This window comes from Vibrio ordalii ATCC 33509 (assembly GCA_000257205.1).
Lineage (GTDB): Bacteria > Pseudomonadota > Gammaproteobacteria > Enterobacterales > Vibrionaceae > Vibrio > Vibrio ordalii.
Genome location: AEZC01000168.1, coordinates 1 through 20,517, shown reverse-complemented (window position 1 = coordinate 20,517; position 20,517 = coordinate 1). Strand labels below are relative to the sequence as shown.

Below are 20,517 nucleotides of genomic sequence, written 5' to 3'. Positions count from 1 at the left end.
CTCTATCCACCTTCTCGAACACATCTGTCTGACTCTGGTCGAGCATTCCAAAAAACTATTCCAAGCCCGACATACTTTGGAGACAATGTCTTCGTAATCCGCAAAAAACTGATTGGCTTCTAATCCTTTCTCAAGAAAAGTTTGAACCCACTTATTAACACTGGTTCGGCTGACATTAAGAAACTTGGCGATTTTGGTGCGAGAGTGTCCATCTTTGAAATGAGCGAGGGCCAGCAGTCTCATTTTCATCTGAATAGATTTCTGCTGGCTTGCGAGCTTTTTAAAGTCGATATTATTGAGGCTGTCCATAGCGAATAAGTTCTATCGTTGAATGCCCTCAATTAGTTCATATTTTTATTTAGGCTGGTACTATGTGCTTAGATTGCCATTTAAACATGCTCTATCATGGTCAGAGCCTTACGTGAGACTTCTGCGGCGGCTTTAGGGTAGTTTTGTTTTTCAAGGCTATCGGCAAGATAAGCGTAATCAGATACATTGGCACGGAGCGATAACGCTTTTTCCAAATGGCTTTGCGCCTCAGCCCATTTTTGCTCTCTCATATGCAATTGAGCCAGTGCGCTGTGTGCTTCGGCGTTACTACTATCCTTACGAATGGCTTCTTGTAACAATAAAATTGCTGGGTATCTATCTGGTAAATTGAGCTCTGCCAATAATGAATACAGTGCTGGCATTGGGTGTTTTTTCAATGTTTCTTTAATGATGGTAAATGCTTCCGAGTCTGCTTTTCGTTGGATTAACTGCTCGATGAAGCATTGAGTTAAAATGACGTCGTTTTTGGTTTTCCTTGGGAGCTTGTCCCAATGATTGATTAAGCCTTCGCTACCTTGCTGCTGGGCCACGTTTTTTAGTAAACCGCATTGTGTTTTTTTGTTCAGTTGTTGGCTCTCGTCCGCATTGATCTGTTTTGCTTTTTGGAGCTTAGGTAAAAGCTCAAGCAGCGGTTGCCACTGTTCTAGGTGTACGTATGTTGTCTTGAGTAAGTTGAGCACGATGGTGTTATTCGGATGAGTGGCTTGTAAGGCTGATAGAGTGCTTAGCGCCTGCTCAAACTCTCCTTCTCGTACTTGTTGTTTGGCACGAGTTAATTCAACAGCTAGACCTGCATTACTTTGCTGACTCGCGAGATCTAAATAATAATCTCGTTTTGCTCTGTCGCCCATTCCCTGCGCGGCTTCCGATGCAACAAGATAGCAGAGCAGCGGCATATCATGGTGGTTCGCCCAGCGAGTGACTTTCTTTTCTGCCTGCTTCCAGTCTCCCTCTAGAAGTTTAATGATACCTTCATTGGTATAACGGCGAGAGCGCTTTAACTTACGTACGCTGAACCAGTTTAATGTGTTTGAACTGGCGTAGAATGCTTTTTTGAGGAGATATTCTAAGCTAAATAATCCAGAGAGGAGTGCAATCACAAAGATCACTAAGGTGGTTACGCTCATCTCTATTGTTCTATTAGCTATAGAGATAAGAATATAACCTTGCTGGCCAGCGTATTGGGTTCCGACAAATAAACCGGCCCCTAATACTACAAAAAGAAAGATGACTCTAAACATTACTTATCCTCCGTAACGCTCATTGGAGAGACTTCACGGCGTAGGCGTTCAGTGATGACATCAGCGAGTTCGTGCTGAGTTTCAAGTTTAACTGGATATTGCACTTGTATATTTTGTTTACTGAGCCGCAATAGCGCGTGATTAAACTGCTGCACACTCTGATCATCGGAATTAAAGAAGCTGGCTGACCATTTATCTGCTGTGCTCAGTGCCGTTGTATAAATCTCTTGTTGTTCTGCGTATACGGCTTTGATGGCGGTTTCTAATTTTGCTTTGAGATTTTCTTTTAGATAGAAGTGCTGTTCAGGTGACAGTAGCGGAATGGCATTACCCTCTCGAGTGCGGAAGGTAATGAAGTTCTCCGAGAAGTCTTTCAATGAGTTAACGAGATTATTTTGCCAGTCGTTAATATTTTCGGAAACTTGGGGCGCTGATTGCTGCTGAGTTTCAGGCAACATGGCATTGGCCAGCGGTAGAGTGTCAACTTGTTGCTGTAAGGTTGTTAAGCGTAACACTAGCCCTTCACGATCAATCAATGGGATGATTTTGAGCTGAGTAATGTCACGTGCCATGGCTTTGCGTAGCGGAACTAAGCTTGGGTCATTCAGCGCAGCAATACGCTGATCAGCGCTTTCCATTAGCTTGGTCGCGCTGACGATGTCATGTTCTAGAAAAAGTTTACGTCCTGCCAGTTTTACTAAGTAGTCTGCTTCTGCTAGTAGCCAGTCGTTGGGACGGCGGCCTTTGATATCAGATATCGCTAGTTGCAAGCTGTCGATACTTTTTTGCTGTTGATTCAAGGCTACGTCAGTTTTGTGAGTGAGTTGGTCCGCTTTGGTTTGTGTTTCTTGCTTTATTTGATTGATTTCAGCGGCGAGCTGACTTTGGGTTTGTGTTAATTGAGTCTGCAATGCGTTGATTTTGGCTTGGTAAAAGGCGTCTTTTTGCTGCATTTGATAAGCCATGCCACCACTGAAAATGATGGATAGGCTAATTGCAATAACAGAAAGTTTAATGCTGCGCTTTGCTTGTTTATCACTCTTTTCTTCAGGCTGAGACGTGGGATCCTGCACGTAACTTTTTGGTGAATCAAGGTTATCCGTTGCGTCTTTTTCTGTAACCAGAGGAGGTGTGGCTGCTTTTTCAGGTTCAATATGCGGGTTATTATTTTTGCTTGTCATGCTTAGAGTCCTGTCTAGATTGGCTAATACTAGCCGCTAGTTCTGTATTGGAGGCGCTTCCCACGTTCGTGACGCACCCAAATCCCATGTGCAGCGCCTCTTGTCGAATTCGCTCGCTTGGGACAAAAAGAGCTAAATTTAGCAGCCAGAGTCGTTGTGAATCAGAGAATTGATCCATCATAAAATTGAGTTGACCTGAGCTGGTGACAACTAACTGAGTGACTTGCTGTTGCTGCCACAGAGATATCGATTCAGCGGCACAGAAGGTGATCGTATCGCGTCGATACACTTCCTTATATACCACATCAGCACCACGCTCGATTAAGCTGTCGTGGATGAGCTCACGTCCGCCATTACCACGCAAAATCATTACCTTAAGGCCCGATATTGATTGCAGCTGTGGTAGGGTAAGCAAGTGTTCACTGTCACTTATCTGCGGATAGTGTACTTTTTGTTGGCTCAATTTGCTGAAAACATGTGCGGTTTTTTGACCAACGGCAAGGTATCTGGCGTCATTTGGCCAAAAATATCGGTGATCTTGCAAAAATTGATGGCTAAACGTCACCGCGTTTTGGCTAACCGCAATAATAATGTCGCATTGCTGAAGTTCTGGGAGTAAATGCGGGAGATCGGTTCCCGCATTAATCTGAATTAGCGGATGGTGAACGGAGCGAATGCCGAGATTCGCTAATTGTTGGCAAAGTTCAATCCCTTGATTTTCGGGGCGAGTGACCAACACCGTCATGCTTTATTCGTGCTCGCAATAGAGTTTGGACAGAATATCTCGCGCTCCATCATTGAGCAATTGATGGGCAAGCGTGATTCCTAGTTGCTCGGCATCGGAGCGGTGGCCGCGAATCTCACCTTGCACAATCTTAGAGCCATCAGGATCACCGACTAATGCTCTTAGCCAAATATGATCACCATCGAGCAATGCGTAGCTACCGATAGGTACTTGGCAGCCGCCTTCTAATGTTAGGTTCATGGCTCGTTCACATTTCACGCGATCAGCCGTGTCAGAATGGTTGAGTGGCGCAAGCAATGCTCTTAAACGTTCGTCATCTAAACGGCATTCAATCCCGACTGCACCTTGCCCTACTGCAGGCAGCGACTGTTCTGGCTCAATAATGCTGCGAATGCGTTCTTCAAGCTTCAAACGTTTTAAACCTGCTGCGGCGAGAATAATCGCATCGTATTCACCTGCGTCGAGTTTTCCAAGACGCGTACCGACATTGCCACGTAATTCTTTAATCACAAGGTCTGGTCGATATGCTTTGAGTTGGCATTGGCGACGCAGGCTGCAGGTGCCGACGATGGCACCTTGAGGCAGTTGTTCAATGCTTTGATAGGTGTTTGAAACGAAAGCATCACGTGGATCTTCGCGTTCACAAATCGTCACTAGTCCAAGCCCTTGAGGGAAATCGACGGGAACATCTTTCATTGAATGCACTGCTAAATCGGCACGGCCTTCAAGCATAGCGACTTCCAACTCTTTGACAAAAAGCCCCTTACCACCCACTTTAGCTAAAGGCGTATCTAAAATGACGTCACCTTTGGTTACCATGGTCACTAATTCCACTTCTAGGCCAGGATGAGCCGCTTGCAGCGCATCTTTAACATAATAAGCTTGCCAAAGGGCGAGCGGGCTTTTACGTGTGGCGATTCGAATGGGTGTTGCGTGAGTCATGATAATCCCGAGTGTAGGTAATGGATGGTTTAATCCTATCATTCCCGCTATGAAAGGTTTACTACTAGATCGTCGCTGTGAAGGATTGATGAAGAGATAGCATAAATTGGTCAAAATTGTGTGATTTATATCTCGTTTATATAATGAGCTATTACGACAAAGTGTAAATAGCTACGACACTATAGCCAAGGTCGTTGGAGTGCATTGTAGGCATGCTCTGCCTGAGTGTGATATGCATCGAGAGGGCTTTACCAAATGGAAAGAAAATGTTAGATTGATCACGTTTTTTTGGTGCTTTAGAATAAAATATAATCAAAGCGCGTGTTAATGTTTCAACCAAGGAATCAACCTTGCAGGCTTACACCAAGACGTTAATTCAACGATTAGACAATCTCAACCAGCAACGTACCGAGCGTGCGCTGGCGCTTATGGATTTGCAAAGTCAACGTGTATTTCATTTCATTCCTGAATTACTGCACTTCAATCACCCGATTATTCCCGGCTACTACGATGCAAAAGTCCCTTATGGTGTCTATGGTTTTGAGCCTGACGACATCCAACGTCAGCTGGTTGAAGATACAGAACTCACTTTAGGTCAACCCTTACCGACTGCAGACACCCCCGCAATTCTTGCTCTGTATACCATGGGCAGTACCTCGTCGATCGGTCAAAGCACCTCGAGTGACTTAGATATTTGGGTATGTGTAGCATCGAGTATGAGCTGTGATGAGCGGGAAAGCTTAAGCAACAAATGTTTGTTGATCACTGATTGGGCAAAGAGCCAAGGGGTGGAAGCTAACTTTTTCTTGATGGATGAGCTACGTTTTCGCAGTAATCATTCTGAGCAGATGACAGGCGAAAACTGCGGTTCATCGCAACATCTTCTGCTATTAGACGAGTTCTATCGCTCTGCTGTTCGGTTGGCAGGTAAGCGTTTACTGTGGCAAATTGTGCCTCCTGAAATGGAAGAGTGCTACGACGAATATGTGCACGAATTGTGCAGCAATGATTACATCAATTGCAGTGAATGGATCGATTTTGGTAAATTGAACCGCATTCCTGCCGAAGAGTATTTCGGCGCAAACCTTTGGCAGCTTTATAAAAGCATCGACTCGCCTTACAAGTCAGTGTTAAAAGCGATTCTGCTTGAGGCGTATTCGTGGGAGTACCCACACACGCAATTATTAAGCATTGATACCAAACGACGGTTTTTTACTCATGAACCTGATTTGTACAGTATGGATGCTTACTATTTGATGCTTGAAAAAGTGACGCGTTACCTTGAACGCATTGGTGATTCTGCCCGTCTTGATCTGGTGCGTCGTTGTTTTTATCTCAAAACGCATGAAAAGTTATCCCGTGAGCCGAGCTTAGGCTCAGTGGCATGGCGTCGAGAAGCATTAAGCCACATGATTCAGCAATGGAATTGGTCGGAATCTGTTGTTCAAGAATTAGACAATCGCCGTAATTGGAAAGTCGAACAAGTTAAAGTTGTCCATCATGCGTTGTTAGATGCGTTGATGCTGAGCTATCGAAACCTGATCCAGTTTGCACGCCGTAATGACATCACCTCGGCCATTAGCCCACAAGATATTTCAATCCTCGCACGTAAGTTGTATGCGGTGTTTGAGGTGTTGCCGGGTAAAGTCACACTACTTAATCCACAAATCTCGCCAGATCTGCACGAGCCGGATCTCTCGTTCATTCAAGTTCGAGAAGGGCGAACCAATAAGGCAGGCTGGTATCTGTATAAGCAGCCTCTGGTTGCCCATCGTATGATTGGCCAACCTTTCCTTGAGCATAATGAATACCTCAGTAAGCTGGTTTCTTGGGCCTTCTTTAATGGTTTGATCACGGAATCAACTCATTTGCATTCAGTAGTACGTGACGCACAGTTGGATATTGATAAGTTCTATCAAATGGTTAGCGATTTGCGTAATACCTTCTCGTTGCGTAAGCGGCGGCCGACCATGCAGGCCTTAGCGAGCCCTTGTGAAATCAGCCAACTGGCGATGTTCATCAACTTTGAAAATGATCCTACCGCGGAATTAAGCGGTAAATCGCTCAAAATTGATTTGAAAAATATAGATATTTTCAGTTTCGGATCTGAGCAAAGAAGCTTAGTCGGTAGTGTCGATTTAGTGTATCGCAACTCGTGGCATGAAGTACGGACTCTCCATTTTACTGGCGAAACGGCGATGCTCGACGCGTTGAAAACCGTGCTGGGCAAAATGCACCAAGATGCGCTACCGCCAGAGTCTGTCGATGTATTTTGTTACAGCAAAAGTCTGCGTGGCGTGATGCGCAACATGGTGTACCAGTTGCTGGCGGAATGTATCGATTTGCGTTTGAAACAGGTAGAGCAAGAGAAACGTCGCCGTTTTAAAGCGTTACGCATTGGCGATCAAATGTATGGCCTGTTTTTTGAGCGGCGAGGGGTTTCGGTACAGAAGTTGGAAAACTCGGTAGATTTTTACCGCAGTATTTCAACCAACAAATTGAAAGGTTCACCGCTGTTAATGCTCGATCGCGATCAAGATTATCAACTGCCGGAAATCGTCGATGGTTTTGCTAGTGAAGGCTTGGTGCAGTTTTTCTTTGAAGATACCGATAAAGGCTTCAACATTTATGTGTTGGATGAGTCGAACCAAATTGAAGTCTATCACCAGTTCAGCGGCGAAAAAGATGAGATGATCACCAACGTCAACAGCTTTTATACCTCAGTGCGCGACGGTAACCCACTCTCCGCTAAACTTATTAACTTCAATCTGCCGCAGTATTATCAAATCGTCCACCCAGAAGAAGGGGAGAGTTATATTGTCCCTTATCGTAACGATTCCGCGCTCTATTCTCGTCCTTCAAAAGCGGTCAACGCTTAGTTCGGTAGCGCCAAGTCACACATCTGTCACTTGGCGTTGTTGCTTTACACCCAGTCGATCGTTTCGCCAGCGTGTTTTTCACATTCTTGTTTCACCATCGCAATCAATTCCAGCCCTGTTTTTGAACAAATCCAGTTTTGGTCGATCAGTTTGAAATGGAAACCGCCTGACTTTGATGCCAGCCAAATTTCATGCATTGGCTCTTGGCGGTTAATAATAATTTGGCTGCGGTCATCAAATTCTAACGTCATCACATTGCCTGAGGTTTCGTAATCAATGTCGGCACCTGCGTCGTCTATCGCTTGTTCAATGATTTCTAGCTGCTCATCGACAAGTTGGTGAAATTCAGTATCGTTCATCCTGTCTATCCTATTGCTTTTCCTGATTGTGGTGCGATTATAGGGGGCATTGACTCAATAATCACGACATGCAAAATGAAAAAATCAATCGCTGCACTTTTTATGTTGTCACTCCTTGCTTTAGCAGGGTGTGGTCAAACCGGGCCGTTATACATGCCAGCAGAGCCTGAGCAGAGTGAACAACCTCAGCCATAGTCATTGATTTAGCTTAAAGGAAACGAATTTTGGATTACTTCAATTATCAGGACGATGGTCAGCTTTGGGCTGAAAATGTCGCATTAACAGAGTTGGCTGAGCAATACGGCACGCCTTTGTATGTCTATTCTCGCGCTACTTTAGAGCGTCACTGGCATGCTTTCGATAAGTCGGTAGGCGAACACCCTCATCTGGTGTGTTATGCGGTGAAGGCTAACTCAAACTTAGGCGTATTAAACACCTTGGCGCGTTTAGGGTCAGGTTTTGATATTGTTTCGGCAGGAGAACTAGAGCGTGTTGTGGTGGCGGGGGGTGACCCGGCGAAAGTTGTATTTTCTGGCGTCGGTAAAACGGAAGCGGAAATGAAACGCGCGTTGGAGCTCAAGATTAAATGCTTTAACGTTGAATCCGAGCCTGAATTAGCACGTTTAAATAAAGTGGCTGGCGAGCTGGGTGTCAAGGCACCGATTTCACTGCGCATCAACCCTGATGTGGATGCACAAACCCACCCTTATATTTCAACCGGTTTGCGTGACAATAAGTTTGGTATTGCTTTTGACCGTGCACTGGATGTTTATCGCTTGGCACAAAGCCTAGAGAATCTCAGCATTCACGGTATTGATTGCCACATTGGCTCTCAACTGACCGCCATTGCCCCTTTTATTGATGCAACTGATCGCTTACTTGCGTTAATTGATCAGCTTAAAGAGGAAGGGATCACCATTAAACATTTGGATGTTGGTGGTGGTTTAGGTGTGGTGTATCGCGATGAGTTACCTCCGCAGCCTTCCGATTATGCCAAAGCCTTGTTGGCGCGTTTGAGTAACCATCAAGATCTCGAACTGATTTTTGAACCGGGACGTGCTATTGCGGCTAACGCGGGCGTGTTGTTGACGAAAGTAGAGTTTCTCAAACATACCGAACACAAAAACTTTGCCATTATTGATGCGGCGATGAACGATTTGATGCGTCCAGCGCTTTATCAAGCTTGGCAAGATATTGTTCCTGTTGTGCCGCGCCAAGGTGAAGCGCTAACCTATGACTTGGTTGGGCCTGTTTGTGAAACCGGTGACTTCTTGGGTAAAGATCGTTCATTGGTCTTGGATGAGGGAGATCTACTGGCGGTTCGCTCAGCAGGAGCTTACGGTTTTGTGATGTCTTCGAACTATAATACACGTACTCGCGTGGCGGAAGTGATGGTGGATGGTGCACAAATCCACCTTGTTCGTCAGCGTGAAGCACTATCGAGCCTATGGGCATTAGAGCGTATTCTGCCGGAGTAAATTGAAGCATTATGCATTTCCATTTTTCTAAAATGCACGGTTTGGGTAATGACTTCATGGTCGTTGATTGCATTACACAAAACGTCTTCTTCTCCCCTGATTTGATCCGTCGCTTGGCGGATCGTCATACTGGCGTGGGGTTTGATCAGCTATTAGTGGTTGAAGCGCCGTATGATCCGGAAAGTGATTTTCACTACCGTATTTTTAATGCTGATGGTAGTGAAGTTGAACAGTGTGGCAACGGCGCACGTTGCTTTGCTCGATTTGTGCGGATGAAAGGGCTGACCAATAAGTACAGCATCGGAGTCACGACTAAAAAAGGCAAAATGGTTTTAAATGTTGAAGAGGACGATCAAATCACCGTCAACATGGGCATACCAGAATTTGAGCCTAATAAGATTCCATTTCGAGCCAAACAGGCAGAGAAAACCTACATCATGCGCGTTGAAGAGAAAACCTTGTTCTGCGGCGCGGTGAGCATGGGCAATCCGCATGTGGTGACAGTGGTGGAGGATGTAACAACCGCTGAGGTTGAAATTTTGGGTCCACTGCTTGAATCCCATGAGCGTTTTCCAGAGCGTGTTAACGCAGGCTTCATGCAAGTGCTGAATCGCAATGAAGTGAAGCTACGTGTTTATGAACGTGGCGCGGGTGAAACTCAAGCGTGTGGCAGTGGCGCGTGTGGCGCGGTTGCCGTTGGTATTCTTCAAGGCTTATTGGCGGAAGAGGTGACAGTACACTTACCTGGTGGCTCGTTAGAGATCCACTGGCAAGGGCCGGGTAAGCCACTCTATATGACAGGCCCTGCGACTCATGTGTTTGATGGTCAAGTCTCTTGTTAGGGTTAAGTAAGATAAGGAATCGTTTTGTCACACGTTGAAGCGGATGCACTCACAGCCGAAGTTGTGGCTGAATATTTACGAGATCACCCCGATTTTTTCCTCCAGCGTTCAGAGCTGGTTGACAGGCTCTCCTTGCCTCACCCTCAACAAGGTGCTGTCTCTTTGGTGCATGTACAACTGAATCGTCAGCGTCAGAGAATTGAAGAGTTAGAGGAAGAGATCACAGCCTTTATGTCATTAGCGGCCAATAATGACCGCACTTTCCACGAATTTATGGATCTGCAAGAGCAAATCTTAAAATGCCACTCAATGCCGCAAGTATGCAAGACAATAGAAAACAAAGCCCAAACCTTAGGTTTGGTCGCGTATATCCGTTTACTGGCCTCGCCTGAAACCGATTATCAATTGACCCAAGAGCAATGGCAGCGTTTTGCAACTAACCATTTTAATGGCAAAAATGCTTATTTAGGGCGTATGAAAAAGTTGGATCGCCAAGCGTTATTTGGTGAACAAACCGCTGCGCCAGAAATGGGTTCGTATGTGGTTTTACCATTAGGTAAGCGATCATCACAAGGCGTGTTAGCGTTTGCAAGTGAAGATGGTGGCCATTTTCAACCGAGCATGGATACCCTCTTTTTACGTCATTTGGCGTTAGTTCTCTCTCATTTAATTGAGACTCTACCTTGGCAACCGATTGAGCATGACCGAATCAGCCACACCTCTGCCTAACGGCTTACAGCAGCCCTTAACTCGCTTCTATGAATATCTGCGGAGCGAGAAAGGGTTGAGCTTGCACACCCAACGCAATTACAAACAACAGCTGGAAACCATGGCGCAGCATTTAGTGCAGATGGGGCTGAATCAATGGCAACAAGTCGATGCCGCTTGGGTGCGACAGCTGGCGAGTAAAGGGATGCGTGAAGGGATGAAAGCCAGCAGTTTAGCGACGCGTCTCTCTTCATTGCGCAGTTTTTTTGATTTCTTGATCTTGCGTGGTGAACTGACGGCTAACCCGGCCAAAGGCGTTGCAGCACCGCGTAAAAAACGTCCGTTACCGAAAAACTTAGATGTGGATGAAGTCGCACAACTGCTCGAAGTCAAGGATGATGATCCGCTGTCAGTGCGCGATCGCGCCATGATGGAACTGATGTATGGTGCTGGGTTGCGTTTAGCGGAGCTCGTCAGCATTAACGTAAAAGACCTGAGCTTTAGCCGCGGCGAGATTCGAGTGGTGGGTAAAGGGGATAAAGAACGTAAGGTGCCTTTTGCAGGGCAAGCCAAAGAATGGGTGGCGCATTGGTTGAAAATACGAACGCAGTTTGCGAACGCTGATGAGCAAAGCTTATTTGTTTCAAAGCTGGGTGTTCGTATTTCGCATCGCAACGTACAAAAACGCATGGCCGAGTGGGGGCAAAAGCAGGCGGTGGCTAGCCATATTAGCCCACATAAACTGCGCCACTCTTTTGCGACTCACATGCTTGAATCGAGTAATAATTTACGTGCTGTCCAAGAGTTGCTGGGTCATGAGAATATTTCGACGACGCAAATTTATACGCATTTGGATTTTCAACATCTTGCGCAGGCCTATGACCAAGCGCACCCAAGAGCACGTAAAAAGAAACAGAGCGAGTAACGCATGCACTTTTATCGCAATATCGGCCCCATTAAAGCGATGAGCTTTGATTTGGACGACACGCTGTATGACAACCATCCAGTGATCCGTCATATTGAGCAGCAAATGGTCGTGTGGCTGCACACTCATCATCCGCTTTCCGCGACGCGTCCGATAAGTTGGTGGCAGCAACTTAAACAGCAACTGGCGCTGCAAGAGCCACTGCTCGGCCATGATGTCACTCAGTGGCGATTTAAGCAGATAGAACAAGGCTTAATTCAATTAGGCTATTCGCCGCAACTTGCTTTACAGGCTGCGCAGAGTGCCATTGACGAAGTGTTGCGGCTACGTCACTTAATCACGGTGCCTGAGAAGACGCACCGCGTGATGACCGAACTGGCAAAGCGCATGCCGTTAGTGGCGATTACCAACGGCAATGTTGACCCGCACAAAATTGGCTTGGGGCATTATTTTCAACAAATTTTTAAAGCGGGTCCCGATGGCTTGGCTAAGCCGTATCCGGATCTTTTTGACAAAGCGCAGGCTGCATTACAGCTACCTGCAGCATCGATTTTACACGTTGGTGATCATCTGATAACCGATGTGCAAGGCGCAAAATGCAATGGTTTCCAAGCCTGTTGGTATAACGATCAAGGGCAAACCTTGCTCGACAGTCGTAAGGCCAAAGTTTTACCTGATATTGAAATCCATCAACTGGATTCATTACTGCAGCTTTAGGGCGTGGCCGCTTTTATCCGCTTGAAAAGCCTTGAGATAGTAAGTGAAAAACGTGCTTAACTCTCTCGCATTATTTGCTTCTCCGAGAGAGTTGAGCAGCTCAATGCCCACTTCTAACGTGCATAAATGACCAGCATCTTGATTTCGCCTTAATCCATACTGAGAGATTTGATTTGGGGTGAGGTGTAGCTGCGGTAAATCGGATAACCAAGGGCTCTTATTGAGTATCTTCTTGGCTTCTTGCCATGTCCCATCCAGGATAATAAACACGATTTCTTGAGTGTCAGACGTTGAGAGAGATTGGTATTCGGTGAGCGATTGACTGCGCGTCGAAGGAAAAATAACCACCGCGTTTAACTTCTCATCCAGAATTCTCTTGTGTAATGATTTCGCCGTAGAGACTCGGTCCCAGATGTACACAGAGGAATTGGGCAAGCTACGCAGCAGCAGCTTGCCAGTATTGGTCGCTCGATGCGGTTCATTTTCATGCATCAGTAGTGCAATGCGCAGTTGGCTATCCAGTGTTGGTTGCAGTGAACAGAGGCATTGATAGCTAAAATGGCAAACTGGGCAAGGGCACGGTCTGGTCACTTATGGTGTCTCGATATTTTCAGAAAATAACGTTAAACCGCCATTGGCGATAGGGTAGAGAACATCGCCCACCTTCTCTTTTTCTGCTTTCAGTTGGTGGCCATTGCGAGTAAATATACGTTCGGAAAGCAGATATTGTTGCTGGTGGCGCGTCATGACAACTTGGATCTGATTCAGGTTTAATGGTTGCCAAAACCCCTTTTCGACGGTCGATGGCTGACCATCGTTGTAGTCATAATGAGTGCTAGCGGTATGATCCGCATTCAGTTGCAAACGAATCGTGAAATCCCTATTTTGGGTCGAAGTAGCATAATAAGCCCCAACCCATGGAAGCGTCGCATCACTATTACCTAAAGTGGCACACCCTTGATAGCTTTTTTCGCCCACCTTTAAGGTGGAGCTCCATCCGTACAGCGAGTCACTCATCCCGTCACTGCACATTTTTTGTGTGAGGAGCAGCGAACCTTGATTTATTTGGTACTCACGCTTGGTTTCAGATAGCTGACTTTTTGTGATAGCGAATGTTTGAGTTTCACCGCTGATGGTTTGAAAGTTAAGGTTTTTCCCTTCAAAGTGAATGGACCATGACGGTTCGTTGCCAAAAGCGCGTGTCGATTTGAGTGGTTGATTGCAGCGTTTAGGATTTTCAGCACTGAGCATATTGATGCTGGTCACGTTGAAACGTGCGCTGGAATCGGCATCGAAGCCTGTGCGGCTTGGCGCTGATAAAGTACCGATGAGCTCACCATACAAAGGCTGATAGGGCGAGCGAGCCAAACTCAAGGCTTGCTGAGTCTGCTGTGGCGTCAGTGCTAGCCAATATTGTTGATTGCTACCACAAGGTGTAAAGGTTTGCGCCTCATGACCTACCACGACTTCTCCACGCATAATAAAGGATTGCGCTTTGATTGAACTGGGTTTATCCAAACTCGCCATCGGTACGGCTGGTGGCTGTGATGCGTTGTGTGTCGTACAGGCTTGCAGCATTAATGTGGTCAATAACAGCGCGGAACAGTGAAGCACTTTCATAGCAGACTCTTTTTGGGCAATGCAACGAGGCTAGATTATGGCACAAAGGCGCTGGCAAATTGAACTGATGGGTGTGAATTTAACAACCCGCGGACAAGTATCAGAGATAAATCGCAAAGCTGTTATGAACAAAAAAACAGCGCTCAAATGGCGCTGTGTTTTGTGACCGCTCGTTACTGCAGGTTGCTGTTACAATAAATGTTCACGCAAATAGTGAGCCACGGCGTCTTCTGCATTGCTACCAATCACGGTGTTATTCGGCAGTGCATTGAACACTTTTTGATGCGATGTGCCCATCACCAAGCTTTTACCAGCCATCGACAGCATTTCCACATCGTTCATACCATCGCCAAACGCAATACAGTTATCTAGGGTCAGGTTTAATGATTCTGCAACGGCTTTGAGCGCATCCCCTTTCGACACTTCTGCTGCCATCACTTCCAAACACCAAGGTGTTGAGAAGGCGACGTTCAGTTTGTCGCCAAAAACATCGTTTAAGCGTTCTTCAAATTGGGCTAATAACTCATGATCTTGCGCTGGGTGGGTGAAGAATATTTTGGCGACGCCCTCGGTAGGTGCGTTATTGACATCAAATACTTGGTAGCTAAAACCGGATTCTTCGTGGAAATCGCGCAGCGTTTCATCTTCTTTATTCAATAACCACGATTCATCTTGATAGATGTGAACAAAAATATCAGGGTTTTGCTTAAACACGTCAATGACGGGCTGTACCAATTCTTGCGGTACATTTTTACTGTACATCAGGTTGTCATGTTGATCGTGAACGCGCGCGCCATTGGAAGTAATCATGTAGGCTGGAATGCCCGCTAACTGGCGAATACCCGCCACATCAACGTGATGGCGACCAGTAGCGAAGATGAAAGTAAAGCCTTTTTGGTGAAGCGCTTGTAGCGTTTGCTTGGTGAATTCGCTCAATTGGTGGTTTGGCGCAAGTAGTGTACCGTCGAGATCGGACGCCACGATATGAATCGCGTGCTCTTTACATTCGGTGGTCATAAAACCCTCATTATCATGGTCGATTTGGTTTGCAGATCGCAGATGGTGGAGAAACTTTGGTGTGGCTTAGTTTACGCCATTTTAAAGAGGAAAAAGAGGGTAAAACTCTCAATTGAAATTTCCTCTATTTGCTCAGTTCTAACACCGCGATTAAACCGTGTTCTCAAGAGATTGGAATTGCTTAAATAGCTCATCAAGTGCTTGGTTTCGATAGCAATCCTTTTCAAAAAAGAGCTCATGCTTTGCTCCTTCAATGATGACCAGCTTGCTAGATGGATTGGTTTTCGCCAGCTTAGTGACAAAGCGAATTTGATCCGCATTACTGACAATTTTATCCTGTCCTGCTTGTAATATGAATGTCGGTAACTTCACTTGACGAGTCATCAGTTGGCACTGCTTTGCCGCCATGAGTCCTTGCCATACCCAGCGCGTGCTAGGGCCGCCGACTTGCAATTCGGGTTTGCGTTGGTACAGGTCTAGAAACCATTGGTAACGCACCTGACTTTGACTTAATGGGTTGATCTCAAAAGGCTTTGCAGAATAGGCTTGATAGCCTGGCGCATAGGTTGGTTTGGTATACATTGCCGTTAGCACTTGGCTCAGTGTCATGGCGATGGGACGTAATTGCCATGGCATGTTGACACCAAACATTGGCGCGCTGAGCACCATAGCCGCAAATGGGTGTTGAGGGTATGTTTGTACATACCGAGTCGCAATGGCACCGCCCATTGAGTGAGCGACGAGAAAACGTTGTGCATAATGGCTTAAGTCAAAGTGCTCAATGACACGCTGCATGTCTAAAATGTAGTCATCAAATTCACCGACATGGCCGATTTGTGGATCGTCGATTAATCGATCTGAAAGCCCTTGGCCACGGTGATCAAAAGAATAAATATCATAGCCTTGTTGGAAAAAATCATAAAATAGCTCTTGATATTTCCAGCAAGATTCAATTCGCCCGTTGACGACGAAGATCGCCTTTGAGTGTTGAGGCGAGGTAAGTTTGCACCAATAAAGTTTTGTTTTATCAGCAGATTTGATAAAACCTTCTTCTCTGGAGTGCCAGAAATCGGCAATCGTGGTATTGATCACTTGCTCAAAGAAAGACTCTTGAGTATAAGGTGGGGAGTTTGGACTCGTCTGATTCATGGATTATTCTTATTGGACAGATTCGAGGAACAGTTCATTTTTACGCTAGATTAGTCTAGTTTAGAGGAATTGCAATGGATACTCATGTTTGGCTTACCTATGTGGTGACCGCTATACTGTTTAGTTTGGCGCCGGGTTCAGGTACAGTCAATTCCATCAGCTATGACCCTATCTACGCTACACCAAAATGAGACACTAACCGTTAATGCATTATTCTTATGTTGCACGACAACCGATTTTAAATGCCAAGCAACATACGCTTGGTTATGAGTTACTCTTCCGTGATGGGGAAAAAAACGCGTTTCCAGCGCACATTGAGTCGAATCGAGCCACGTATCGATTGATCGTCGAAAACTTTCTGGCGGTGGGGATCAATCCCAATATTTCCAAATCACGCTGTTTTATTAATTTTCCCTACAAGAGTTTAATTCGTCGTTTGCCTTTAACGTTGCCGCGAGAACAAATTGTGGTGGAAGTGCTCGAAACCTGTGAACCAACCGATGAGTTGTTTGAGGCGGTAAAAGAGTTATATCGGCGTGGTTATCTGGTGGCATTGGATGACTTTGTTTATACGCCGGAATGGGAACGCTTTCTGAGTTATGTGCACATCGTTAAGCTCGATATTATGGCGCTGGGTTTAGATCACGCGTGTGAGTTTGTTCGTCAGCGTTTAGCGGAAGGCAGTAAGCGCCGCTATTTAGCGGAGCGAGTTGAAACCGCTCACCAGTTCACTGTGACACGTAATGCCGGTTTTAGCTTTTTCCAAGGCTATTTCTTTAGTAAACCAGAAATGATCAAGCAGCGTTATGTTGGGCCTGAACAGATTATCGCTTTGGAGCTGTTTCGAGAAGTCTGTAAGCCAAATGCTGATTTTGAGCGAATTGAATATATTGTGGCGCAAGATGTCGCTCTCTCCTATAAGTTGCTCAGATTTGTCAACACTATGTCTGATCGCTTATCTGTGCCGATTTCCTCTTTTCGTCAAGCTTTGGTTTATCTTGGTCAAGATAAACTCAAAACCTTTGTATCATTAGCCGTTGCTTCATTTGTCTCAGCCAAAAAGCCGAAAGAGTTGTATAACCTCTCTTTGCAACGAGCTCAATTTTGCCAATTAATGTCCGGGCATCCTTCATTTCGTCAACATCGCGAGCAAGCTTTTTTAATTGGCCTCTTTTCTGTGTTAGATGCTTTACTGGATATTTCAATTGAAGAGTTAGTGGCTCAGTTGCCTTTGTGTGATGTGGTTAAGTTGGCACTGCAAAAGCGTGAAGGTCCGATTGGTGTATTGCTCGCATTGGAAGAGTGTTTTGAACAAGCTGATTGGCAAGGTGTTGAAAATCACTGTGATTTATTGGGGTTATAAGTAAGTCAAGTGAGTGATGAGCTGTCGGCCGCCCAACGTTGGAGCCAAGATATTCATCGCTTGGTATGATTCTCTAATTCTAATTCGCACATAAAAATCCGCTGCCATTGTTGGTAGCGGATTTTTTAAGCGTAGCGCTTATTGCAGCCAAGCATTCAGCATCCATACTAATTTCTCTTGTTCACGGATGTAGTCACTCATCAGTGCTGAAGTGCCTTCATCTCCTGCTTGCGCTGCAATTTGAAGAATTTCTCGTTGCTGGTGGATTAAAATACTGAAGCCTTTAACCAACCCTTGCATGGTTTCTTGGCCATTGGTTACGTTAGTGTGTTCTGACACTTGTGCTGTTGCTAAATAAGCGCTGAAGCTATGCAAGGGTTGATAACCTAAAGTCAAAACTCGTTCCGCTAACTCATCAATTTTGACCTGTATGTCAGTGTAAATCTCTTCAAATTTTGCGTGCAGTTCAAAGAACTCTTTTCCTTTGATATTCCAATGGTAACCACGAGTATTCATATAGAGCACTTGGTAGTTAGCCAATAATTGGTTTAACGCTTGTGCAAGTTGTTGGCTTTGGTTGGTATCTAAACCGATCAAATTTGTTGTCATCTGTTCACCTCATTGTTGTACTTAATAAGTGATCTCTCTTGTTAAGCATTAGATTGCACCTCTAAGAGAACAAAATAAATTCGTTTTTATTGATTTATTTGATAGGCATTGACTATTAATTATAACGAAATGAGTGATCCATTACTGATAAATCACCTGCTGATTACATAACCACAGATTTCAACCTTATAGTAGAAATCCCAAAACACTGTGAGTAAACCCTATGACCAAACGAGTTGTTTTTTTTGATTTATTGCGCTGTTTGGCGGCTATGGCAGTGATTGCTATTCATGTGTTGGCTCCTTATCGGCAACAACTTGGAGACATTCCTTTTGATGCGTGGGCGGTTGCGGTCGGTATCAACAGCGTAAGTCGCTGGGCTGTGCCCGTTTTTATATTGATCACTGGAGCTTTAATGCTCAGTGATCGTCGCCCTTTTGATGCGCGTTATTATGTTCAGCGACGTCTTGGCAAAGTTTTGCTGCCATTTATCGTTTGGTCACTCTTCTATGCTTATTTGTCCGGCTGGAGTGCAAATGGATTTGATGGGCAAGTTGCAAAGGCGGTGCTGAGTAACAGTACGCACCACGCAACCTATTACCATTTAGGTTTTTTTTATTACTTTATCCCACTCTATTTTGTGATCCCTTTTTTACAGCAGCTAGTTCAAAGGGTTGATGACAAGACCTTATATGCATTGGTCGCAGTATGGCTGTTAACGACCACCTTATTTTTGTGTGGTATTGATGGCCCCTGGAGTAATGAACTATGGTTATTTGCAGGTTATCTGCCATTGGGTTACTTGCTCTATCAGAAGGCGCCACTCAACCGGGTAACGCTATGTATGGCGATTCTGCTTGGCTGTCTGGCACTATTGACGACGGTATGGATGGTGGTCAGCCACAGTGTCGCAGCGGGTGAGTATACGATTGGCCGCTGGCTCTCTTATAAAACACTGAACGTCGTTTTAGCCGCCAGCATGATATTTATCGTGTGTCGATATTTTGCTGAGAGATTGCCGGTTCGTGCTCAGCAATTAGTCAGTTTGATAAGCCAGCACAGCTTAGGCATCTATTTATTACATCCCATCTTTCTATGGCCTGTAAAAGAGTATGGGTGGGATCAAGGGCATCCCGCATGGGTGATCCCGTTATGGATACTGGTGAGCGGCGCAGGATCACTGGCAGTGAGTATATGGGTTGCTCGCTCTGCAAAAACACGTTGGTTATTACCTTAACGCTTGAGTGCAAAGTGTAGAAACTTGAGTCCGCAATAAGTCAGCATTCCTTGGTCGCCTGGGTTAAGTGCATGGTAATAATGCACGCCAACTTGAAATTCCCGCTTTGGGCCAAGCTTGCCTTTTTGTACATAAATCCAGAATTCTTGATCCTCTTCACCGGGGCGAGCGTGAGGGATTGTGATTGATTGTTTGTCGATAATGGTGACATTAGCGGTACGTTCTGGAGCATTCTCGCCTTGCATATGGCGACGGTAGAAGAGGCTGAATACCCAAATAGCAAACACAGCCAATAAAGCGACAACGATAAGTAATGAAAACGGCATGATGAACTCCTTAGCGATGAAGGCGACATTTTAGCGTGCAACATATGGCAAAGGAGTGTTGCTTGCTACTAAAGCGTGAGTTTGATTGGTTTGACGGTTTTTTTTCCGGCGGATATCACATTTCCTCGGCAGATTAGCGAGCAAAAATGCTCAACTATCTTGTGGGGAAGTATGATAAAAATAGATGGAGCGCCACCAACAGTTGGCAAAGGAGGGCGATAATGTCAGAGATTGAAAAGGTAGTGTTGCGAACGCGTCGATTGGAAAGCTTGTTGAGAGAGCAATATCACGCTGAGGGGAAGGGGTTACATCAATTGGTAACCAGTTGTGAAGAGCGTCTACCACATGATGTGGTGGGCAAACTGAGGTTCATTGCCACTATTCGTAACAAAGTTGTTCATGAGGATAACTATCAGCTAGAGGATCGCAAAGCATTCCTTTGCGTGTGTGATGAGTGTGAGAAGGAACTGACCCCACGTAGCGGCCGTTTTATTTGGCGCGTAGCCATTTCATTAATGACCTTAATCACGTTAGCGGCGCTGCTTTTTTACTATCTTCATTGGGAAGCGCTATCGAAACACGTCACAATGCCATAAATGGTATTAGGCCGTTTTACTCAATCGTTAGATAAAAAAAGAGGACACCAAGGTGTCCTCTTTTTTATTGGGAATTAGATACTTAGTACATCATTGGCAGTGTCATTAGGCCGACGATAACCGCGATCATTACAAGTCCCTGTTTTTGAGATGAAGAAATCATAACACTGCTCCTTTATGCTGTTGTTTCATTCTATGAATATGAAAATAGCACTACTTTGTTTAGTTGATCAACCTCAATTTGATGAAGCAT

The 20,517-nt window shown here is 45.3% G+C and carries 21 protein-coding genes and 2 pseudogenes; 11 read left to right on the top strand and 12 right to left on the bottom strand.

All coding sequences use genetic code 11. The features are described 5' to 3' along the window. From VOR_RS18965 to hemC, 5 genes are all read right to left on the bottom strand, one after another. Positions 1-249, bottom strand: a 249-nt coding sequence (locus VOR_RS18965; RefSeq protein ID WP_434060505.1) for a helix-turn-helix domain-containing protein, incomplete at its 3' end; no start/stop codon positions are given. Positions 250-389: 140 nt separating this feature from the next. Beyond that, positions 390-1,571, bottom strand: a complete 1,182-nt coding sequence (locus VOR_RS0111660) for a heme biosynthesis protein HemY (protein WP_010319883.1) — start codon at positions 1,569-1,571, stop codon at positions 390-392. After that, entirely contained in the window at positions 1,571-2,752 is a 1,182-nt protein-coding gene (locus tag VOR_RS0111655; RefSeq protein WP_010319882.1) for a uroporphyrinogen-III C-methyltransferase, read from the bottom strand. The genes VOR_RS0111660 and VOR_RS0111655 overlap by 1 nt, the downstream gene beginning before the upstream one ends. After that, positions 2,736-3,497, bottom strand: a complete 762-nt coding sequence (locus VOR_RS0111650; RefSeq protein WP_010319881.1) for a uroporphyrinogen-III synthase — start codon at positions 3,495-3,497, stop codon at positions 2,736-2,738. The genes VOR_RS0111655 and VOR_RS0111650 overlap by 17 nt, the downstream gene beginning before the upstream one ends. Before the next feature lie 3 nt (positions 3,498-3,500). After that, complete coding sequence (gene hemC, locus VOR_RS0111645; RefSeq protein WP_010319880.1) at positions 3,501-4,439, bottom strand: hydroxymethylbilane synthase; 939 nt, start codon at positions 4,437-4,439, stop codon at positions 3,501-3,503. A gap of 350 nt (positions 4,440-4,789) precedes the next feature. Between hemC and VOR_RS0111640 the strand changes: the two genes are divergently transcribed. Continuing rightward, the gene (locus tag VOR_RS0111640; protein ID WP_010319879.1) at positions 4,790-7,318 is read left to right on the top strand and encodes a class I adenylate cyclase; all 2,529 of its coding nucleotides are present in this window, start codon (positions 4,790-4,792) and stop codon (positions 7,316-7,318) included. Between the two features lie 44 nt (positions 7,319-7,362). Here VOR_RS0111640 and cyaY read toward each other — a convergent pair whose 3' ends face one another. After that, positions 7,363-7,677, bottom strand: a complete 315-nt coding sequence (gene cyaY / locus VOR_RS0111635) for an iron donor protein CyaY (RefSeq protein WP_010319878.1) — start codon at positions 7,675-7,677, stop codon at positions 7,363-7,365. A 75-nt stretch (positions 7,678-7,752) separates the two neighbouring features. Here cyaY and lptM point away from each other — a divergent pair, with 75 nt between their 5' ends. Genes lptM through yigB form a run of 6 tightly spaced genes read left to right on the top strand, consistent with a single transcriptional unit; the run spans position 7,753 to position 12,347 of the window. Then, complete coding sequence (gene lptM / locus VOR_RS19275) at positions 7,753-7,872, top strand: LPS translocon maturation chaperone LptM (RefSeq protein ID WP_033197445.1); 120 nt, start codon at positions 7,753-7,755, stop codon at positions 7,870-7,872. A 29-nt stretch (positions 7,873-7,901) separates the two neighbouring features. Next, positions 7,902-9,155 carry a diaminopimelate decarboxylase gene (gene lysA / locus VOR_RS0111625; RefSeq protein ID WP_010319876.1) on the top strand — a complete coding sequence of 418 codons (1,254 nt, stop codon included), beginning with the start codon at positions 7,902-7,904 and terminating at the stop codon, positions 9,153-9,155. 11 nt (positions 9,156-9,166) lie between these two features. Continuing rightward, the gene (dapF, locus tag VOR_RS0111620; RefSeq protein WP_010319875.1) at positions 9,167-9,997 is read left to right on the top strand and encodes a diaminopimelate epimerase; all 831 of its coding nucleotides are present in this window, start codon (positions 9,167-9,169) and stop codon (positions 9,995-9,997) included. A gap of 24 nt (positions 9,998-10,021) precedes the next feature. Then, positions 10,022-10,726 (top strand): DUF484 family protein, encoded by a 705-nt coding sequence (locus VOR_RS0111615; RefSeq protein ID WP_010319874.1) that lies wholly within the window; start codon positions 10,022-10,024, stop codon positions 10,724-10,726. After that, entirely contained in the window at positions 10,698-11,630 is a 933-nt protein-coding gene (gene xerC, locus VOR_RS0111610; RefSeq protein ID WP_010319873.1) for a tyrosine recombinase XerC, read from the top strand. Before VOR_RS0111615 ends, xerC begins: the two co-directional genes overlap by 29 nt. A 3-nt stretch (positions 11,631-11,633) precedes the next feature. Continuing rightward, the gene (gene yigB / locus VOR_RS0111605; protein ID WP_010319872.1) at positions 11,634-12,347 is read left to right on the top strand and encodes a 5-amino-6-(5-phospho-D-ribitylamino)uracil phosphatase YigB; all 714 of its coding nucleotides are present in this window, start codon (positions 11,634-11,636) and stop codon (positions 12,345-12,347) included. Here the strand turns inward: yigB and VOR_RS0111600 are convergent. The 4 genes from VOR_RS0111600 to VOR_RS0111580 all read right to left on the bottom strand — a co-directional run bounded on the left by VOR_RS0111600 (position 12,333) and on the right by VOR_RS0111580 (position 16,133). Beyond that, positions 12,333-12,938, bottom strand: coding sequence for a tRNA-uridine aminocarboxypropyltransferase (locus VOR_RS0111600; protein WP_010319871.1), 606 nt, complete (start codon positions 12,936-12,938; stop codon positions 12,333-12,335). The two genes, yigB and VOR_RS0111600, sit on opposite strands and share 15 nt — an antisense overlap. Next, the gene (locus VOR_RS0111595; RefSeq protein ID WP_010319870.1) at positions 12,939-13,967 is read right to left on the bottom strand and encodes a COG3650 family protein; all 1,029 of its coding nucleotides are present in this window, start codon (positions 13,965-13,967) and stop codon (positions 12,939-12,941) included. 189 nt (positions 13,968-14,156) lie between these two features. After that, a complete protein-coding gene (locus tag VOR_RS0111585) occupies positions 14,157-14,984 on the bottom strand; it encodes a Cof-type HAD-IIB family hydrolase (RefSeq protein ID WP_010319869.1) in 828 nt (275 codons plus the stop codon). A 150-nt stretch (positions 14,985-15,134) separates the two neighbouring features. Then, positions 15,135-16,133: an alpha/beta fold hydrolase gene (locus VOR_RS0111580; RefSeq protein WP_010319868.1), complete on the bottom strand. Its 999-nt coding sequence runs from the start codon at positions 16,131-16,133 to the stop codon at positions 15,135-15,137. Between the two features lie 74 nt (positions 16,134-16,207). Here VOR_RS0111580 and rhtB point away from each other — a divergent pair. Next, positions 16,208-16,321 (top strand): annotated as a pseudogene (gene rhtB / locus VOR_RS18465) (homoserine/homoserine lactone efflux protein); the annotation flags it as partial. Between the two features lie 17 nt (positions 16,322-16,338). Beyond that, positions 16,339-17,565: pseudogene (locus tag VOR_RS17920) on the top strand (EAL and HDOD domain-containing protein). Positions 17,566-17,634: 69 nt separating this feature from the next. Here VOR_RS17920 and VOR_RS0111570 read toward each other — a convergent pair. After that, positions 17,635-18,105: a Dps family protein gene (locus VOR_RS0111570; RefSeq protein WP_010319865.1), complete on the bottom strand. Its 471-nt coding sequence runs from the start codon at positions 18,103-18,105 to the stop codon at positions 17,635-17,637. A gap of 223 nt (positions 18,106-18,328) precedes the next feature. On the opposite strand from VOR_RS0111570, the gene VOR_RS0111565 reads away from it, so the two are divergent. Beyond that, a complete protein-coding gene (locus VOR_RS0111565) occupies positions 18,329-19,342 on the top strand; it encodes an acyltransferase (RefSeq protein WP_010319864.1) in 1,014 nt (337 codons plus the stop codon). Here the strand turns inward: VOR_RS0111565 and VOR_RS0111560 are convergent. Then, positions 19,339-19,668 (bottom strand): DUF2500 domain-containing protein, encoded by a 330-nt coding sequence (locus VOR_RS0111560; protein ID WP_010319863.1) that lies wholly within the window; start codon positions 19,666-19,668, stop codon positions 19,339-19,341. The two genes, VOR_RS0111565 and VOR_RS0111560, sit on opposite strands and share 4 nt — an antisense overlap. A 221-nt stretch (positions 19,669-19,889) precedes the next feature. On the opposite strand from VOR_RS0111560, the gene VOR_RS0111555 reads away from it, so the two are divergent. Continuing rightward, positions 19,890-20,264 (top strand): hypothetical protein, encoded by a 375-nt coding sequence (locus VOR_RS0111555; RefSeq protein WP_010319862.1) that lies wholly within the window; start codon positions 19,890-19,892, stop codon positions 20,262-20,264. The last annotated feature ends 253 nt before the right edge of the window (positions 20,265-20,517 follow it).

Coding starts and splice junctions, on each gene's coding strand:
- VOR_RS0111660 (WP_010319883.1), bottom strand. CDS start 1,571: ATGTTTAGAGTCATCTTTCTTTTTGTAGTATTAGGGGCCGGTTTATTT.
- xerC (WP_010319873.1), top strand. CDS start 10,698: ATGACCGAATCAGCCACACCTCTGCCTAACGGCTTACAGCAGCCCTTA.
- VOR_RS0111570 (WP_010319865.1), bottom strand. CDS start 18,105: ATGACAACAAATTTGATCGGTTTAGATACCAACCAAAGCCAACAACTT.
- yigB (WP_010319872.1), top strand. CDS start 11,634: ATGCACTTTTATCGCAATATCGGCCCCATTAAAGCGATGAGCTTTGAT.
- VOR_RS0111655 (WP_010319882.1), bottom strand. CDS start 2,752: ATGACAAGCAAAAATAATAACCCGCATATTGAACCTGAAAAAGCAGCC.
- cyaY (WP_010319878.1), bottom strand. CDS start 7,677: ATGAACGATACTGAATTTCACCAACTTGTCGATGAGCAGCTAGAAATC.
- VOR_RS0111560 (WP_010319863.1), bottom strand. CDS start 19,668: ATGCCGTTTTCATTACTTATCGTTGTCGCTTTATTGGCTGTGTTTGCT.
- hemC (WP_010319880.1), bottom strand. CDS start 4,439: ATGACTCACGCAACACCCATTCGAATCGCCACACGTAAAAGCCCGCTC.
- dapF (WP_010319875.1), top strand. CDS start 9,167: ATGCATTTCCATTTTTCTAAAATGCACGGTTTGGGTAATGACTTCATG.
- VOR_RS0111565 (WP_010319864.1), top strand. CDS start 18,329: ATGACCAAACGAGTTGTTTTTTTTGATTTATTGCGCTGTTTGGCGGCT.
- lptM (WP_033197445.1), top strand. CDS start 7,753: ATGAAAAAATCAATCGCTGCACTTTTTATGTTGTCACTCCTTGCTTTA.
- VOR_RS0111585 (WP_010319869.1), bottom strand. CDS start 14,984: ATGACCACCGAATGTAAAGAGCACGCGATTCATATCGTGGCGTCCGAT.
- VOR_RS0111555 (WP_010319862.1), top strand. CDS start 19,890: ATGTCAGAGATTGAAAAGGTAGTGTTGCGAACGCGTCGATTGGAAAGC.
- VOR_RS0111595 (WP_010319870.1), bottom strand. CDS start 13,967: ATGAAAGTGCTTCACTGTTCCGCGCTGTTATTGACCACATTAATGCTG.
- VOR_RS0111580 (WP_010319868.1), bottom strand. CDS start 16,133: ATGAATCAGACGAGTCCAAACTCCCCACCTTATACTCAAGAGTCTTTC.
- VOR_RS0111650 (WP_010319881.1), bottom strand. CDS start 3,497: ATGACGGTGTTGGTCACTCGCCCCGAAAATCAAGGGATTGAACTTTGC.